The organism is Embleya sp. L77 (assembly GCF_055557415.1).
This window is the reverse complement of record NZ_CM145709.1, coordinates 2,572,356-2,588,446: the sequence shown is the minus strand read 5'-3', so window position 1 is coordinate 2,588,446 and position 16,091 is coordinate 2,572,356. Positions and strand designations below refer to the sequence as shown.

The following is a 16,091-nucleotide window of genomic DNA, read 5'->3' as shown; positions in this document are numbered from 1 at the left end:
CGCGCGACGCACCCCGTAAGAGCCGCAGCACCCGACCCCCGCCTCGTGCGGGACGCCACCCTCGGCCGGAGGCCGAGGACCGAGGACATCTCCAGAAGATGTGCCGGACCGGTGCTGGGCCAGACCTCCGACTAAACCAGGAGCCACACATATGGCACGCCTCGTCGGCGTCGACCTCCCCCGTGAGAAGCGGGTCGAGGTCGCTCTGACCTACATCTTCGGCGTCGGGCGCACTCGTGCGCTGGACACGCTGAAGAACACCGGTGTCAACCCTGACACCCGCGTCCGCGATCTCGCCGAGGACGACCTGATCAAGCTTCGCGACTGGATCGAGTCGAACTACCGCGTCGAGGGTGACCTCCGCCGCGAAGTTCAGGCCGACATCCGCCGCAAGGTCGAGATCGGTTGCTACGAAGGTCTGCGTCACCGTCGCGGTCTTCCCGTCCGCGGTCAGCGCACCCACACCAACGCGCGTACCCGCAAGGGCCCGCGTCGCGCGATCGCCGGCAAGAAGAAGCCGGGCAAGAAGTAGTCCGCGTACGACGGATCACGCGGTCCTCAATTCGTAGCGGACCGACGACCTCAGGAGTTTCCAGCAGATGCCTCCCAAGAGCCGCGCGGGCGCCAAGAAGGTGCGCCGCAAGGAAAAGAAGAACGTCGCTCACGGGCACGCCCACATCAAGAGCACGTTCAACAACACCATCGTTTCGATCACGGACCCCAGCGGCAACGTGATCTCGTGGGCCTCCGCGGGCCACGTCGGCTTCAAGGGCTCGCGCAAGTCGACCCCCTTCGCCGCGCAGATGGCCGCCGAGTCCGCCGCGCGTCGTGCCCAGGAGCACGGCATGCGCAAGGTCGACGTTTTCGTCAAGGGCCCGGGTTCCGGTCGTGAGACCGCCATTCGTTCGCTGCAGGCCACCGGCCTGGAGGTGGGTTCCATTCAGGACGTCACCCCCGTGCCGCACAACGGCTGCCGCCCCCCCAAGCGCCGCCGCGTCTGACCAGCAGCTGACTAGGAGTTAAAGAACAATGGCGCGTTACACCGGCGCGGACTGCAAGCGCTGCCGTCGCGAGAAGATGAAGCTGTTCCTCAAGGGCAGCAAGTGCGAGGGCCCGAAGTGCCCGATCGAGATTCGGCCTTACCCGCCGGGTGAGCACGGTCGTGGCCGTACCAAGGACAGCGAGTACCTGCTGCAGATGCGCGAGAAGCAGAAGTGCGCGCGCATCTACGGTGTGCTCGAGAAGCAGTTCAAGGGCTACTACGAGGAAGCGAACCGTCGCCAGGGCAAGACCGGCGAGAACCTGCTTCGCATCCTCGAGTCGCGCCTGGACAACGTGGTCTACCGCGCGGGCTTCGCCAAGTCGCGTGACCACGCCCGTCAGCTGGTTCGCCACGGTCACATCGTGGTCAACGGCGTCAAGACGGACATCCCGTCGTTCCGGGTCTCCGACAACGACATCATCGAGGTCCGCAAGGACTCGGTCGAGCTGACCCCGTTCGTGGTCGCCCGTGCCGAGGCCGGCGAGCGCACCGTCCCGGCCTGGCTCGAGGTCATCCCGGGCAAGATGCGCATCCTCGTGCACTCCCTCCCGGCGCGTCAGGTCATCGACACGCAGGTGCAGGAGCAGCTCATCGTCGAGCTCTACTCCAAGTAAGAGCTCCACGGGATCGGGCGGACCGGGATTGTGCCGGTCCGCCCGTATCCTTGTTTCCACTGGCGTCAAATAGCGGGCGTCATCATCAGGAGGCATCCCCATGCTTATCGCTCAGCGGCCGACCCTCACCGAGGACGTCGTCGACGAATACCGTTCGCGGTTCGTCATCGAGCCCCTCGAGCCCGGCTTCGGCTACACGCTCGGCAACTCGCTCCGTCGTACGCTCCTCTCCTCGATCCCGGGCGCGGCTGTCACCAGCATCCGGATCGACGGCGTCCTGCACGAGTTCACCACCGTGCCGGGTGTCAAGGAGGACGTCACCGACCTCATCCTGAACATCAAGCAGCTGGTCGTCTCCTCGGAGCACGACGAGCCGGTCGTGATGTACCTGCGCAAGCAGGGCCCGGGTGTGGTCACCGCCGGCGACATCGCGCCGCCGGCCGGTGTCGAGGTGCACAACCCCGACCTGGTCCTGGCGACGCTGAACGCCAAGGGCAAGCTGGAGATGGAGCTGACCGTCGAGCGCGGTCGCGGCTACGTCTCCGCGGTGCAGAACAAGCAGGCGGGCCAGGAGATCGGCCGCGTGCCGGTCGACTCGATCTACTCGCCGGTGCTCAAGGTCACGTACAAGGTCGAGGCCACCCGTGTCGAGCAGCGCACGGACTTCGACAAGCTGATCGTCGACGTCGAGACCAAGCAGTCCATGCGTCCGCGTGACGCGATGGCCTCCGCGGGCAAGACGCTGGTCGAGCTGTTCGGTCTCGCGCGCGAGCTGAACATCGACGCCGAGGGCATCGACATGGGCCCGTCGCCGACCGATGCCGCGCTCGCGGCCGATCTGGCGCTGCCGATCGAGGAGCTCGAGCTCACGGTCCGCTCGTACAACTGCCTCAAGCGCGAGGGCATCCACACCGTGGGTGAACTGGTCGCGCGCAGCGAGGCCGACCTGCTGGACATCCGCAACTTCGGTGCGAAGTCCATCGACGAGGTCAAGGCGAAGCTCAACGGGATGGGTCTGGCCCTCAAGGACAGCCCGCCCGGGTTCGACCCGACCGCCGCCGCGGACAGCTTCGGCGACGAGGACGACCACGGCTTCGCGGAGACCGAGCAGTACTGAACAACGCCTTCGGGTGTTGTCACCACCCGGGCCGACCGGCCCGGGTGGACTGACGTCGGTACCTGACACGGCCGGCGCAGGAATATCTAGGAGAGAACATGCCCAGGCCCACCAAGGGTCCGCGCCTCGGCGGCGGCCCGTCCCACGAGCGGCTGATCCTGGCCGGTCTCGCGACGGCGCTGTTCGAGCACGGTCGGATCACCACGACCGAGGCCAAGGCGCGTCGGCTGCGTCCCGTCGCCGAGCGACTGATCACCAAGGCGAAGAAGGGCGACCTGCACAACCGTCGCCAGGTGCTCACGATCGTTCGGGACAAGAGCGTCGTGCACTCGCTGTTCGAGGAGATCGCTCCCCGGTACGAGAACCGCCCGGGCGGTTACACGCGCATCACCAAGATCGGCAACCGCAAGGGCGACAACGCGCCCATGGCGGTCATCGAGCTGGTCGAGGCGCTGACCGTGGCGCAGACCGCGGTCGGCGAGGCCGAGGCCGCCACGAAGCGCTCGGTCAAGGAGCAGGAGACCGCCAAGGTCGAGACGACGAAGGTCGCCGAGACCGAGGAGGCGCCCGCCGCCGAGGCCGAGCAGGCCGAAGAGGGCAAGGACGCCGACAAGGCCTGACGGTCTCGTCGCATGCTCCACGCGTTCTGATTCACAGTGCGAGCCCGTTCCCCGTATGCGTACGGGGGACGGGCTCGCGCCATGCCCGGAGGTGGTTGACGTGGTGCGCTTGCGCATCGATCTGTCGTACGACGGCACCGAGTTCGCGGGCTGGGCCCGCCAGCGCGCGTTGCGCACCGTGCAGGGCACGTTGGAGAGCGCCCTGACCACCGTGCTGCGGCTGGCCGAGCCGGCCCAGCTGACCGTGGCCGGGCGGACCGACGCGGGGGTGCACGCGCGCGGTCAGGTGGCGCATCTGGACGTGCCGGACGAGGTCTGGGCCGCGCTGGGCGACGTGGCCCTGCGGCGGGTCACCGGGGCACTGCCGCGGGACCTGCGGGTGCGGGAGATCACCGTGGCGCCCGAGGGCTTCGACGCGCGGTTCGGCGCGATCTGGCGGCGCTACGCGTACCGGGTGTGCGACGCGCCGGGTGGGGTGGATCCGCTGCGGCGGGGCAACGTGGTGTGGCACGACCGGCCGCTGGACGAGACCCGGATGAACGCGGCGGCGCGGCGGTTGTTGGGCGAGCACGACTTCGCGTCGTTCTGCCGCAAGCGCGAGGGTGCCACGACGGTGCGCTGTCTCCAGGACTTCTCCTGGGCGCGCGAGACGCCGACCGGGGCCGATGTGGGTCCCGCGTTTCGGCCGGTGATCGTGGCCACCGTGCGGGCGGACGCGTTCTGCCACAACATGGTGCGCTCGCTGGTCGGCGCCATGTTGGCGGTGGGTACCGGGCGCAAGCCGGTGGACTGGCCGCTGGAGGTGCTCGGGCGCGCGGTGCGCGACTCGGGCGTACATGTCGCGCCCGCGCACGGGCTCACCCTGGAGGAGGTGGCCTACCCGGCGGACGAGCTGCTCGCCGATCGGGTCACCGCGACCCGGCGGCGTCGGGACGGCAGCTGAGTCGGGGCGGCGATCGGGACCGGGTCAGCCCTGGATCTGCTCCAGGGCCTTGCGCCTGTTCTCCTCGTCGATCTGCTTGGACCTCGCCTCACCGCGCGCGGTGAGCGAGTTCCACAGGAACTTGTCCACGTCGTCCTGGGCCTGGGCCATCGGCTTGTCGTCGCCGACCGGTTCCTTGCCGTCGGCGTACCAGTCGAGGGTGAACAGGGCGTAGCGACCGACCGAGTTCCGCAGCTTGCCGTGCTTTTGCTTCTTGGCGTCCAAGACCTTGACGCCGGGGCCGGCCAGCGGCAGGAGTTCGCCGCCGTCCTTGCCGTTCTTGACCGCGGTCGCCTTGTCCGCGGACGGGAACGAGCCCACCGCGGCGGTGGAGACGATGCCGTCCGGGCCGATCACCGCGAGTCGGATGAGCTGGGTGCACTGCTGATTGCGCGCGGCCGAGCCGAGCTTGGTGTCGGTGCCGTCCGAACAGGTGTTGTCCAGCTTGCTCGCGACCACCGAGTACTGCCGCCCGTTGACGGTGAACTTCGAGCTGGGGAACAACGATTCGACCGTGAACGGCGCGGTGTCCAGGGTCGGGTCGGCGAGCACGGCCTGGGCCGGGGGCGGCGGCGGGACGGTGGGTGCGGGGCGGAAGGTCGGCTTGGCCGGGGCGAAGGACGCGGCGGAGGGACCGGTCGAGGCGCCGGGGCCGGCGCTCTTCTCGTCGTCGCCGCCGGACATCGCCATGGCCGCGGCGACCACACCGCCGACCAGCGCGAGGCCGAGCACGGAGCCGCCGACGGTGAACAGCAGTCGGCGGCGACGGGCCGCCGCGTCCCGCTGCTCCGCCAGCGCGTCCCAGTCGGGCCCGGTGGAGCCGGCGAACTGCGGTTGCTGCGTTGGCTGTTCGGGCACGGGCCGGGATTGCGCGAAGGGCTGCTGGGGCTGCTGATGCGGTTGTTGCCCGTGCGGGTCGTGCGCGTGCGAGGGGAACGGGTCCCACGTGTGTTGTGGCTGCCCCGGCGTGCCGGGCCCGCCCGGGCGCACGCTCCACGGCTGCTGCCCGTCGTCTCCCGGTGGTGTACCGACCCCCGACATTTGCGCCCCCTGCAAACGGTGACCCGCCTCGGCTCCCCATACGCCGAAGCTCCAGTCGTTCGGCGCATCGTACCTACCCGCCGATCCGGTGACGGCCGGCGTGGCATGGTAGGAGCACCCGCCTCGATGGCTTACGCTGGGGAGGGGCATGAGCAGATCATTGCCCCATTGCTCGTTTTGACCGGCACCCCCTTGACCCGGTATTGTGCCGGTTCGTTGTGCGTATTGGCTTGCTTGAGTGGAGTCGGTACGCCGGGCCGCCGGCCACCGGAGTCCGCATTCGGTTCGGAATCATCTCCCGGACAGCCAGTCGGCATCCGTCAGCACACACTCACGAAGAAGCGAAGGCTATCGACCGTGCGCACGTACAGCCCCAAGCCCGGCGACGTCCAGCGTCAGTGGCACGTCATCGACGCGACCGATGTCGTGCTCGGCCGTCTGTCCACCCAGGCTGCTGCCCTGCTCCGGGGTAAGCACAAGCCGGTGTACGCGCCGCACGTCGACACCGGCGATTTCGTCATCATTGTGAACGCCGACAAGGTGCACCTGTCGGGTAACAAGCGCAGCCAGAAGATGGCGTACCGCCACTCCGGCTACCCGGGTGGCCTCCGCGCCGTCCGCTACGACGAGCTGCTGGAGAAGAACCCCGAGAAGGCCGTGGAGAAGGCCATCAAGGGCATGCTCCCGAAGAACACCCTGGGCCGGCAGATGTTGTCGAAGCTCAAGGTGTACCGCGGTTCCGAGCACCCGCACTCGGCGCAGCAGCCGGTTCCGTTCGAGATCACCCAGGTCGCGCAGTAGTCACGGCCACCGCCTGACGAACGAATAGTTTGAGGAGAACAGTGGCCGAGACCATTGCAGAAACCCCGATCGAGGAGACCGAGGGTCTTCCGCTCGAGAGCTACACGTCCGAGTCGCTCGCCTCGCGCTTCAGCGAGCCGCAGGCGGGTTCGGCCACCGGCCGCCGCAAGGAAGCCGTCGCGCGCGTCCGCATCGTGCCGGGCACGGGCAAGTGGAAGATCAACGGGCGCACGCTCGAGGAGTACTTCCCGAACAAGGTGCACCAGCAGCTGGTCAACGAGCCCTTCAAGGTGCTCGAGCTGGACGACCGCTACGACGTGCACGCCCGCATCCACGGTGGCGGCGTCTCCGGCCAGGCCGGCGCGCTGCGTCTGGGTGTGGCCCGTTCGCTGAACGAGGCCGACGTCGAGGCGAACCGCCCGGCGCTCAAGAAGGCCGGCTTCCTGACCCGTGACCCGCGTGCCACGGAGCGCAAGAAGTACGGTCTGAAGAAGGCGCGCAAGGCGCCTCAGTACAGCAAGCGCTAAACAGCCTCGCAGCACCCTCTGCGGCTGTTTGCAGCGTCATCAGGCCCCGGGGGCACGGTTCGTGCCCCCGGGGCCTGATGCGTTTTCCGGCGGCACTCCTGCGGGGGTGGCGTCGCGAGGTAGTGTCCGAGACATCCGGAATGTATGCGGGAGATCCAACTGTGGGACGACTCTTCGGTACGGACGGCGTGCGTGGCCTGGCGAATGGCCGGCTGACCGCGGAACTGGCGCTCGATCTCGCGGTCGCCGCCGCGCGGGTGCTGGGCTCACGCGGTCGGGACGGGATTCCGCAATCAGGGCACGGTCGCAGGCCGTTCGCCGTGGTGGGTCGTGACCCTCGGGCGTCCGGAGAGTTCCTGGAGGCCGCCGTGGTCGCGGGTCTGGCGGGGGCGGGCGTGGACGTGTACCGCGCCGGGGTGCTGCCGACGCCGGCGATCGCCTATCTGACCGGGCTGCTCGGCGCGGACATGGGCGTGATGCTCTCGGCGAGCCACAACGCGATGCCGGACAACGGGATCAAGTTCTTCGCGCGCGGCGGGCACAAGCTGCCGGACGAGGTGGAGAACGAGATCGAGGCGCTGTTGGGCACCGCGTGGGAGCGGCCCACCGGTTCCGGGGTCGGCCGGGTGCAGGACCACCCCGAGGGCCACGAGCGTTACGTAGAGCACCTGTTGTCCTCGCTGCCGCACCGCCTGGACGGGCTCAAGATCGTGGTGGACTGCGCGAACGGCGCGTCCTCGGCGGTGGCACCGGACGCGCTGCGCCGGGCCGGGGCCGAGGTGATCGCGATCCACGCGGAGCCGGACGGCCTGAACATCAACGACAACTGCGGTTCCACGCACATGGACGCGCTCGCGGCCGCGGTGGTCGAGCACGGTGCGGACGCGGGCATCGCGCACGACGGCGACGCGGACCGGTGCCTGGCGGTGGACGCGCGCGGCGAGTTGGTCGACGGCGACGCGATCCTGGCGGTGCTCGCGCTGGCGATGCGCGACGGCGGGCAGCTCGTGGAGAACACGCTGGTGGCCACCGTGATGTCCAACCTCGGGCTCAAGCTGGCCATGCAGGCCGCGGGCATCAAGATGGTGGAGACCGCGGTCGGCGACCGCTACGTGCTGGAGGCCATGCAGGCCTCGGGGCTGTCGCTGGGCGGCGAACAGTCCGGCCACGTGGTGCTGTTGGACCACGCGACCACGGGCGACGGCACGCTGACCGCGCTGCGCCTGCTGGCCCGCGTCGCGGAGACCGGCAAGCCGCTGCACGAGCTGACCTCGGTGATGACCCGGCTGCCGCAGATGTTGGTCAACGTCGCCGGGGTGGACCGCACCCGGGTGCACACCACGCCCGAACTGGCCCGGGCCGTCGCACTGGTGGAGGAGCGCCTGGGCGACACCGGTCGGGTGCTGTTGCGCCCCTCGGGTACCGAGGCGTTGGTCCGGGTGATGGTCGAGGCGCAGACGCACGACCAGGCACACGACGAGGCGACCGGCCTGGCCGAGGTCGTGCGGACCCTGCTCGCGCTCGAATAGGTCTTGTCCAAAGTCCCGTCCGGCGAACAGGGCCGGGTCGGCCGAACTCCCGTGGCGTCAGGAAGACTTGGCGAGCCCCGTCGATGCCGGCGGGGGTCGCCGCTTGCCGTGTGCGGCCTGGAGGCTCCACAAGCCGCGCTGGACGAGCAGGGTGAGGGTGCCCGCGAGCACGATGCCGGCCAGGTTCAGGCCGAGTTGGCCCATCGAGCCGGCCGCCTGCGCGTAGTCGGAGTACCGGATCGCCACCGCGGCGTTGGCCGCGGCGGGCACGGTGGTGACCGAGATCAGCACGCCGATCAGCGCGCCGGACTTGGCGCTGGTCAGCGAGAGCATGCCCGCGACGCCGGCGAGCAGCGCGACCCAGAACGAGAGCCAGTCCGGCTGGAAGATGAACTCGGTGAGCGGGCGCGGGCGTTCGAGCATGTCGCGATCGAACAGGCCGAGGACGTCCAGCAGTGCGGTGAACGCCATGGTGGCCGCCATCGCCACCGGGAAGCCGACCAGCAGGGCGAGCGCGCTGCGGCCGGCGAGCCGGGGCCGGCGCTGTACCGCGGCCACGCACAGTCCGGCGAGCGGGCCGAACTCCGGTCCCACCACCATCGCGCCGACGATCAGGATCGGGTTGTCGAGCAGGACACCGCACGCGGCGATCATGGTGGCCAGGGCCAGGAAGGCCAGGAACGTCACGGAGAGCACGGACTCCTCCGAGGTGGCCTCCTCGATCTCCTCCCACACTACGGCGTCGGCGCTGTCGCCCGGCGCGTCCTGCTCGGCGCGGTCCGCGGACCGGGACAACATCACGTCCAGGTCCTCGAGCGCGATCGAGCCGTCCTCGTGCAGGTCCAGCGCACGCAGTTCGGCGAGCACCGTGCTGGTGGCCTCGCGGGCGAGATCGCAGGCGATCACGTCGCCCGCGGGTTGCACCGCGGCGCCCGGCCACACCACCAGGTGGGTGGCGCCGGGTTCGGTGAGCAGCAGGTCGCGGACCGCGGCGCTGCGGTCGGCGGGCACGATCAGGCGTAGATGAAACATCCCGTGAAGGTACTCGGGCTCACAGCTTGCGCAGCCGCAGTCGGCTCACCGAGTGGTCCGCGTCCTTCTGTAGGACCAGGGTGGCCCGGGCGCGAGTGGGGCGGATGTTCTGCACCAGGTTGGCCTCGTTGATGGTGGCCCAGGTGTTCTCCGCGTAGCGCAGCGCGTCCTCGGGGGTCATCACCGCGTACTTGCGGAAGTACGAGGCCGGGTCGCGGAACGCGGTCTGGCGCAGCTTGACGAAGCGTTCCAGGTACCAGCGGCGGATGTCCTGGGTGCGGGCGTCCACGTACACGCTGAAGTCGAAGAAGTCGGACAGCGCGAGCCGGGGCCGGCCGTCCGCGGTGGGCGACGCGGGTTGCAGCACGTTGAGGCCCTCGACGATGAGGATGTCGGGCCGGTGGATGGTCAGTCGCTCGTTCGGCACGATGTTGTAGGTCAGGTGCGAGTACACCGGCGCGGTGACCTCGGGCTTGCCCGCCTTGACGTCGGCGACGAAGCGGACCAGGGCGCGTCGGTCGTAGGACTCCGGGAAGCCCTTGCGGTGCATGATCCCGCGCCGTTCCAACTCCTCGTTGGGGTAGAGGAAGCCGTCGGTGGTCAGCAGTTCGACGTGCGGGTGGTCGGGCCAGCGGGCGAGCAGTTCGCGCAGGATGCGCGCGGTGGTGCTCTTGCCCACGGCGACGCTGCCCGCGACGCCGATCACGAACGGTATCCCCGGGTTGTCGCCGTTGCCCAGGAAGGTGGTCAGCGCGCGGCCGAGGCCCCGGGTGGCGCCGACGTAGAGGTTCAACAGCCGGGACAGCGGCAGGTAGACGTCGGAGACCTCGTCGAGATCGACCACGTCGCCCAGGCCGCGCAGGCGCTCGAGTTCGTCGGCGGTCAGCGGGAGCGGCGTCCCGGCCCGAAGCCGGGTCCAGGCGGCGCGGTCGAGTTCGACGAAGGGGGACAGGTCGCGAGCCGGCCCCTGAGCCGCGAAGGAGTGCACGTGTCCATTGTCCCGAGTGCGCGCCCGCGACCCGTCGCCGGGCCGTCGAACGTGTTTCCGCCGGCCCGATGCAGACCCCGTAGGCTGGCCCCCATGTGCGGGATTGTGGGATATGTGGGCGCTCAATCGGCGCTGGATGTGGTCATCGGCGGGCTCAAGCGGCTGGAGTACCGCGGCTACGACTCGGCCGGGGTGGCCGTGCTCTCCGACGGTGCCCTGGTGAGCGAGAAACGCGCAGGGAAGCTGGCGAACCTGGTGGGCGCGCTGGCCGAAGCGCCGCTCCCGGTGGGGACGTGTGGCATCGGCCACACGCGGTGGGCCACGCACGGTGCGCCCAACGATGCGAACGCGCATCCGCACCTGGACAACGCGAGCCGGGTCGCCGTCGTACACAACGGGATCATCGAGAACTTCGCGGCGCTGCGGGCCGAACTGGCCGAGCGCGGGCACAAGCTGAGTTCCGAGACGGACACCGAGGTGGTCGCGCACCTGCTGGCCGAGGAGTTCCCGGGCGCGGGCCGGGATCTGGCCGAGGCGATGCGCCGGGTGTGTCGCCGCCTGGAGGGCGCGTTCACCCTGGTCGCCGCGCACGCGGACGCCCCGGACGTGGTGGTCGGCGCGCGCCGCAACTCGCCGCTGGTGGTCGGTCGCGGAGTGGGCGAGAACTTCCTCGCCTCGGACGTGGCCGCGTTCATCGAGCACACGCGCGAGGCGATCGAGCTGGGCCAGGACCAGGTGGTCGAGCTGCGCCGGGACACCATCACGGTGACCGACTTCGACGGTGCGCCGGCGGTGTTTCGCGAGTACCACGTGGACTGGGACGTGTCGGCCGCCGAGAAGGACGGCTACGACTACTTCATGCTCAAGGAGATCGCCGAGCAGCCCAAGGCGGTCGCCGACACGCTGCTCGGCCGGATCGGCACCGACGGGCGCCTGGTGCTCGACGAGGTGCGGATCGCGGACGAGGTGCTGCGCGAGATCGACAAGGTCGTGATCATCGCCTGCGGCACGTCCTTCCACGCCGGGCTGATCGCCAAGTACGCGATCGAGCACTGGACCCGGGTGCCCTGCGAGGTCGAGCTGGCCAGCGAGTTCCGCTACCGCGACCCGATCCTGGACCGGCAGACGCTGGTGGTGACCATCTCGCAGTCCGGCGAGACGATGGACACCCTGATGGCCCAGCGGCACGCCCGCGAGCAGGGCGCCAAGGTGCTGGTCATCTGCAACACCAACGGCTCGACGATGCCGCGCGAGGCGGACGCCGTGCTGTACACGCACGCCGGTCCCGAGGTCGCGGTCGCCTCGACCAAGGCGTTCCTGACCCAGCTGGTCGCGTGCTACCTGGTTGCCCTGTACCTGGGTCAGGTGCGCGGCACCAAGTGGGGCGACGAGATCACCGAGGTGATCGAGCAGCTCGCGGCGATGCCGGAGATGGTGGAGAAGGTCCTGGACACGATGGAGCCGGTGCGCGAGCTGGCCCGTTCGCTCAAGGACGCCGGTTCGGTGCTGTTCCTGGGTCGGCACGTGGGCTACCCGGTGGCCCTGGAGGGTGCGCTCAAGCTCAAGGAGCTGGCGTACATGCACGCCGAGGGCTTCGCGGCGGGCGAGCTCAAGCACGGCCCGATCGCGCTGATCGAGGAGGGCCTGCCGGTGGTGGTGGTGGTTCCGTCGCCGCGCGGGCGCTCGGTGCTGCACGACAAGATCGTGTCCAACATCCAGGAGATCCGGGCGCGCGGCGCGCGCACCATCGTGATCGCCGAGGAGGGCGACGAGGCGGTCGTGCCGTACGCCGACCACCTGGTGCGCATCCCGGTCACGCCGGTGCTGCTCCAGCCGCTGGTGTCCACCGTGCCGCTGCAGGTGTTCGCGTGTGAGCTGGCCACGGCCAAGGGCCACGAGGTGGACCAGCCGCGCAACCTGGCGAAGTCGGTCACGGTCGAGTAGTTCGACCCGGCCCGCCGGCCGCCCCGTGCCTCCTCGTTCGAGGAAGCGCGGGGCGGCTTTTGCGTGGTGGGGCGGGACTTGTCGGGGCGCTCGTCCGGATCAGCCCAGGTGGGTGTCGCCCTGGGCGATCAGGAGCTTGCGCAGCAGGCCGTTGAGCTGGTCGCGCTCGGCCTCGTCGAGCACGGCGAGGAAACGCCCCTCGTTCTCCAGGTGGCCGAGCAGGATGTCGTCCACGAGCCGGACCCCCTCGGGAGTCAGCTTGACCAGGACCGAGCGGCGGTCCTCCGCGCTGACCGAGCGCTCCACCAGCCCCTTCTTGGTGAGCTTGTCCACCCGGTTGGTGATCGCGCCCGAGGTCACCATCGCCGAGCGCAGCAGGGAGCCGGCGCTGACCCCCTCGACGCCGCCGGAGCGGCGCAGGGTGGCCAGGACGTCGAACTCGGAGAAGTCGAGCCCGTACCGGGCGAAGTAGGTGCGCAACGTCTGGTCGATGTGCCGGCGCAGCCGGTTCATCCGACCGACGGCCGCCATCACGTCCAGGCTGCTCGGATCGATGTCGGGGCGCTCGCGGTGCCATTGGTCCCACACGTCGTCGATGGCGTCGCGGGTGTCCACGTCGTGTGTGTCGCGTTCGGTCATGCCACCAATTTATCTCAACGCTCATCTACTTGACGCTCGCAGATCCAGGGTATTTACTTATCTCAACGTTCAGATAGTCACTGCTCGCAAAGCTAACGTTGAGGTGAAAGTCATGGCGGTTCAGGGTGGTAGCAAGGGACTCGGTCGGGTGGGAATGCTCCTGGCGACGGCCGTGGCCCCGGCCACGTGGGGGACCACCTACCTCGTGACCACGGAGATGCTTCCGGCGGACCGCCCGCTGCTCGCCGCCGGCGTGCGGGCGCTGCCCGCGGGCCTGCTCCTGGTCGCCCTGTCCAGAAGGCTGCCGACCGGGGTGTGGTGGTGGCGGTCGTTCGTCCTGGGCATGCTCAACGTGGGGCTGTTCTTCCCGCTGATCTTCGCCGGCGCCTACCGGCTGCCCGGCGGGGTCGCGGCCACGATCGGCGCGGTGTCGCCGCTGATCGTCGCGGGCCTGTCGTTCCTGATCCTCAAGGTCCGACCGCAGGCGCGGGTGCTGCTCGCCGGCGTCGGCGGCGTGGTCGGGGTCGCCCTGCTCGTGCTCAGCTCGCAGGCGAGGATCGACCCGATCGGCGTCGGACTGATGTTGCTGGCCACCACCTTGATGGCGATGGGCGTGGTGATGTCGGCACGCTGGGGCCGGCCCGAGGGTGTCTCGCTGCTCGCCACCACCGGTTGGCAGCTGACCGTCGGCGGCATGGTGATCGTCCCGCTGATGTTCGCCCTCGAGGGCGTGCCGCCGGTGCCCACCGGCCGCAACCTGCTCGGCTTCGGCTACCTGGTCCTGATCGGCACCGCTCTCGCCTACGTGCTGTGGTTCCGTGGCATCGAGCGCCTCGGCGCCGGCGTGGCGTCCTTCCTCGGCCTGGTCAACCCGGTGGTCGCCACCCTCGCCGGCCTGGTTGTGCTGAGCCAGACGCTGACCCTGCTCCAGGTGCTCGGACTGGTGATCGCCCTGGGCGCGATGCTGCTCGGTCAGCGGCAGCCCAAGCGCCGCACCGAGGTGCGGATCGACCTGCCGGTCACGCGGGTCGCGGATGTCGAGACGAAGGAGCGGAACCGCGCCGAGGTCGTCGAGGCCTCGTGACCCGACGACACCACCACACGGCGAGCCCACCGGGCCGCATCCCCTGCGGGATGCGGCCCGGATTCGTGTGTGCCCGGACCCGGGTGGGCTCGCCCGGGCGGCTCCGCGGTGTTCGCAGGCGGTGTTCGCAAGCGGTGCGTGTAGGCGGTGTTTGTAGGCTCTGGGCGTGATCATCGGTGTGGGTATCGACGTGGCGGACATCGCGCGGTTCGGGCAGTCGCTGGAACGGACCCCGGGGTTGGCCGATCGGCTCTTCACCGAGGGCGAGCGCTGGGTGCGGCCCGGACAGGAACGCGGCGTCGCGTCGCTGGCCGCCCGGTTCGCCGCCAAGGAGGCACTGGCCAAGGCGCTCGGCGCGCCCGGCGGGCTGCACTGGTGCGATGCCGAGGTGACCACCGGGGAATCCGGCCGGCCACTGCTCGCGGTCCGTGGCACCGTGGCCGCGCGGGCGGCCGAACTGGGCGTGCGGCACTGGCATGTGTCGCTCAGCCACGACGCGGGCATTGCTTCCGCTGTCGTGATCGCCGAGGGCTGAGGGGGCGTCCGCATGCGGGCAGCGCACGAAGTGGGACAGGTACGGGCCGCGGAGGCCGCGCTGCTGGCCACGCTGCCCGAGGGCACGCTGATGCGGCGCGCCGCGGCGGGCCTGGCGAACACGTGCGTACGAGTGCTCGGCCGGGTCTACGGCGCGCGGGTCGCACTGCTGGTGGGTAGCGGCGACAACGGCGGGGACACCCTGTACGCGGGCGGCCTGCTGGCCCGACGCGGGGCACGGGTGGACGCGCTGCTGCTCGCGCCGGAGCGGGCCCACCCGGGCGGCCTGGCCGCGGCGCGGCGGGCCGGGGTGCGGGTGTGGGACGCGCGCGAGCCGGCCCGGTCCGACCTGATCGACCTGCTCGGACGGGCCGACCTGGTGCTGGACGGGATCGTCGGGATCGGCGGCCGCGGTGCGCTGCGCCCGCCCGCGCCCGAGCTGCTCGCGCACGTACGGGATGCGATCGTGGTCGCCGTCGACGTGCCCAGCGGGGTGGACGCGGACACCGGGCGGGTCGAGGGCGCCGCGGTGCGCGCCGAGGTGACGGTCACGTTCGGCACCTACAAGCCCGGCCTGCTGGTCGACCCCGGCGCCGGACACGCCGGGGTGCGGCACCTGGTCGACATCGGGCTCGACCCGCACCTGCCGGACCCGCGACTGACCGTCCTGCAACACGCGGACGTGGCCCGACTGTTGCCCGAGCCCTCGACCGAGAGCGACAAGTACTCCCGCGGGGTGCTCGGCGTGGTCGCCGGCTCGCCCAGATATCCCGGCGCGGCGGTGCTCGTGGTCGGCGCGGCCGTGCGCGGCGGCGTGGGCGCGGTCCGCTGCGCCGGCCCCGCAGACGTGCTGGGCCCGGTGCTCGCGGCCTGGCCGGAGACGCTGGCCACCACCGCGGCGCCCGCCGACGCGGGCCGGGTGCAGGCGTGGGTGGTGGGTCCGGGACTGGACACCGATCCGGACGCCGAGGCGCGCTGGACGAACGTGCTGCGCTCGCGGGTGCCCGTGCTGGTGGACGCGGACGGGCTGACCCTGCTGGCCCGGACGAAGCCCGGCACCTGGTCGGCCCCCGCCCTGCTGACCCCGCACGCGGGCGAGGCGGTGCGCCTGTTCGCCGCCGCCGGCATCAAGACGACCCGCGAGCGGATCGAGGCCGAGCGGCTGGAGCACGCACGTCGACTCGCCGCGATCCACGACTGCGTGGTGCTGCTCAAGGGCACCACGACGGTGGTCGCCGCGCCCGACGGCCGAGCCCGGATCAATCCCACCGGCACGCCGTGGCTGGCCACCGCGGGTAGCGGCGATGTGCTCTCCGGCCTGGCCGGCGCGCTGCTCGCGGCGGGCCTGGATGCGCTGGACGCGGGCTCGGTGGCCGCCTATCTGCACGGCCTGGCCGCCCGTGCGCTGCCCGGCCCGGTGACCGCTCCGGACCTGATCAGGGCGCTGCCCACGGTGTGGGCGGACGTCACAGGCACGTGACAGGGACGCCGGCCCGGCACGGGCCTGCCACACTGGGACTCTCGAACTTCGGGACGCCCGGTCCCGGATCCGTCCCCGGACCACGGTCCGGACTCTCGTCGCTGACCGTCGTCGGAA

Annotated in this window: 17 protein-coding genes; 13 read left to right on the top strand and 4 right to left on the bottom strand. The window is 70.5% G+C overall.

What is annotated here, in order from left to right; translation table 11 throughout:
• Window positions 1-151 precede the first annotated feature (151 nt).
• The 6 genes from rpsM to truA all read left to right on the top strand — a co-directional run bounded on the left by rpsM (window position 152) and on the right by truA (window position 4,336).
• Window positions 152-532, top strand: a complete 381-nt coding sequence (gene rpsM, locus ACZOOI_RS10625) for a 30S ribosomal protein S13 (protein ID WP_020549212.1) — start codon at window positions 152-154, stop codon at window positions 530-532.
• 67 nt (window positions 533-599) lie between these two features.
• Entirely contained in the window at window positions 600-1,001 is a 402-nt protein-coding gene (gene rpsK, locus ACZOOI_RS10620; protein WP_020549211.1) for a 30S ribosomal protein S11, read from the top strand.
• A 28-nt stretch (window positions 1,002-1,029) separates the two neighbouring features.
• Entirely contained in the window at window positions 1,030-1,656 is a 627-nt protein-coding gene (rpsD, locus tag ACZOOI_RS10615) for a 30S ribosomal protein S4 (protein ID WP_020549210.1), read from the top strand.
• A gap of 100 nt (window positions 1,657-1,756) precedes the next feature.
• Window positions 1,757-2,773 (top strand): DNA-directed RNA polymerase subunit alpha, encoded by a 1,017-nt coding sequence (locus ACZOOI_RS10610; RefSeq protein ID WP_020549209.1) that lies wholly within the window; start codon window positions 1,757-1,759, stop codon window positions 2,771-2,773.
• A 98-nt stretch (window positions 2,774-2,871) separates the two neighbouring features.
• Window positions 2,872-3,393 carry a 50S ribosomal protein L17 gene (gene rplQ / locus ACZOOI_RS10605; protein ID WP_465280461.1) on the top strand — a complete coding sequence of 174 codons (522 nt, stop codon included), beginning with the start codon at window positions 2,872-2,874 and terminating at the stop codon, window positions 3,391-3,393.
• 55 nt (window positions 3,394-3,448) lie between these two features.
• The gene (gene truA, locus ACZOOI_RS10600) at window positions 3,449-4,336 is read left to right on the top strand and encodes a tRNA pseudouridine(38-40) synthase TruA (RefSeq protein WP_465280460.1); all 888 of its coding nucleotides are present in this window, start codon (window positions 3,449-3,451) and stop codon (window positions 4,334-4,336) included.
• 24 nt (window positions 4,337-4,360) lie between these two features.
• On the opposite strand, the gene ACZOOI_RS10595 is transcribed toward truA, so the two are convergent.
• Window positions 4,361-5,233, bottom strand: coding sequence for a hypothetical protein (locus ACZOOI_RS10595; protein ID WP_465280459.1), 873 nt, complete (start codon window positions 5,231-5,233; stop codon window positions 4,361-4,363).
• Window positions 5,234-5,773: 540 nt separating this feature from the next.
• Between ACZOOI_RS10595 and rplM the strand changes: the two genes are divergently transcribed.
• From rplM to glmM, 3 genes are all read left to right on the top strand, one after another.
• Window positions 5,774-6,217, top strand: a complete 444-nt coding sequence (gene rplM / locus ACZOOI_RS10590) for a 50S ribosomal protein L13 (RefSeq protein WP_020549205.1) — start codon at window positions 5,774-5,776, stop codon at window positions 6,215-6,217.
• Window positions 6,218-6,258: 41 nt separating this feature from the next.
• Window positions 6,259-6,744 (top strand): 30S ribosomal protein S9, encoded by a 486-nt coding sequence (gene rpsI, locus ACZOOI_RS10585; protein ID WP_020549204.1) that lies wholly within the window; start codon window positions 6,259-6,261, stop codon window positions 6,742-6,744.
• Window positions 6,745-6,905: 161 nt separating this feature from the next.
• Window positions 6,906-8,273, top strand: coding sequence for a phosphoglucosamine mutase (gene glmM / locus ACZOOI_RS10580; RefSeq protein WP_465280458.1), 1,368 nt, complete (start codon window positions 6,906-6,908; stop codon window positions 8,271-8,273).
• A gap of 57 nt (window positions 8,274-8,330) precedes the next feature.
• Here glmM and ACZOOI_RS10575 read toward each other — a convergent pair whose 3' ends face one another.
• Both ACZOOI_RS10575 and coaA read right to left on the bottom strand, forming a co-directional pair.
• A complete protein-coding gene (locus tag ACZOOI_RS10575; RefSeq protein WP_465280457.1) occupies window positions 8,331-9,305 on the bottom strand; it encodes a DUF389 domain-containing protein in 975 nt (324 codons plus the stop codon).
• A 19-nt stretch (window positions 9,306-9,324) separates the two neighbouring features.
• A complete protein-coding gene (gene coaA, locus ACZOOI_RS10570) occupies window positions 9,325-10,293 on the bottom strand; it encodes a type I pantothenate kinase (protein WP_391585383.1) in 969 nt (322 codons plus the stop codon).
• 93 nt (window positions 10,294-10,386) lie between these two features.
• Between coaA and glmS the strand changes: the two genes are divergently transcribed.
• Window positions 10,387-12,237, top strand: a complete 1,851-nt coding sequence (gene glmS / locus ACZOOI_RS10565) for a glutamine--fructose-6-phosphate transaminase (isomerizing) (RefSeq protein ID WP_391585382.1) — start codon at window positions 10,387-10,389, stop codon at window positions 12,235-12,237.
• Window positions 12,238-12,336: 99 nt separating this feature from the next.
• Here glmS and ACZOOI_RS10560 read toward each other — a convergent pair whose 3' ends face one another.
• Entirely contained in the window at window positions 12,337-12,876 is a 540-nt protein-coding gene (locus ACZOOI_RS10560) for a MarR family winged helix-turn-helix transcriptional regulator (RefSeq protein WP_465280456.1), read from the bottom strand.
• A 112-nt stretch (window positions 12,877-12,988) separates the two neighbouring features.
• On the opposite strand from ACZOOI_RS10560, the gene ACZOOI_RS10555 reads away from it, so the two are divergent.
• From ACZOOI_RS10555 to ACZOOI_RS10545, 3 genes are all read left to right on the top strand, one after another.
• Window positions 12,989-13,960 carry an EamA family transporter gene (locus ACZOOI_RS10555; protein ID WP_465280455.1) on the top strand — a complete coding sequence of 324 codons (972 nt, stop codon included), beginning with the start codon at window positions 12,989-12,991 and terminating at the stop codon, window positions 13,958-13,960.
• A 166-nt stretch (window positions 13,961-14,126) separates the two neighbouring features.
• Entirely contained in the window at window positions 14,127-14,495 is a 369-nt protein-coding gene (locus ACZOOI_RS10550; protein WP_391585379.1) for a holo-ACP synthase, read from the top strand.
• Between the two features lie 12 nt (window positions 14,496-14,507).
• Complete coding sequence (locus ACZOOI_RS10545) at window positions 14,508-15,974, top strand: NAD(P)H-hydrate dehydratase (RefSeq protein WP_465280454.1); 1,467 nt, start codon at window positions 14,508-14,510, stop codon at window positions 15,972-15,974.
• Window positions 15,975-16,091: the final 117 nt, after the last annotated feature.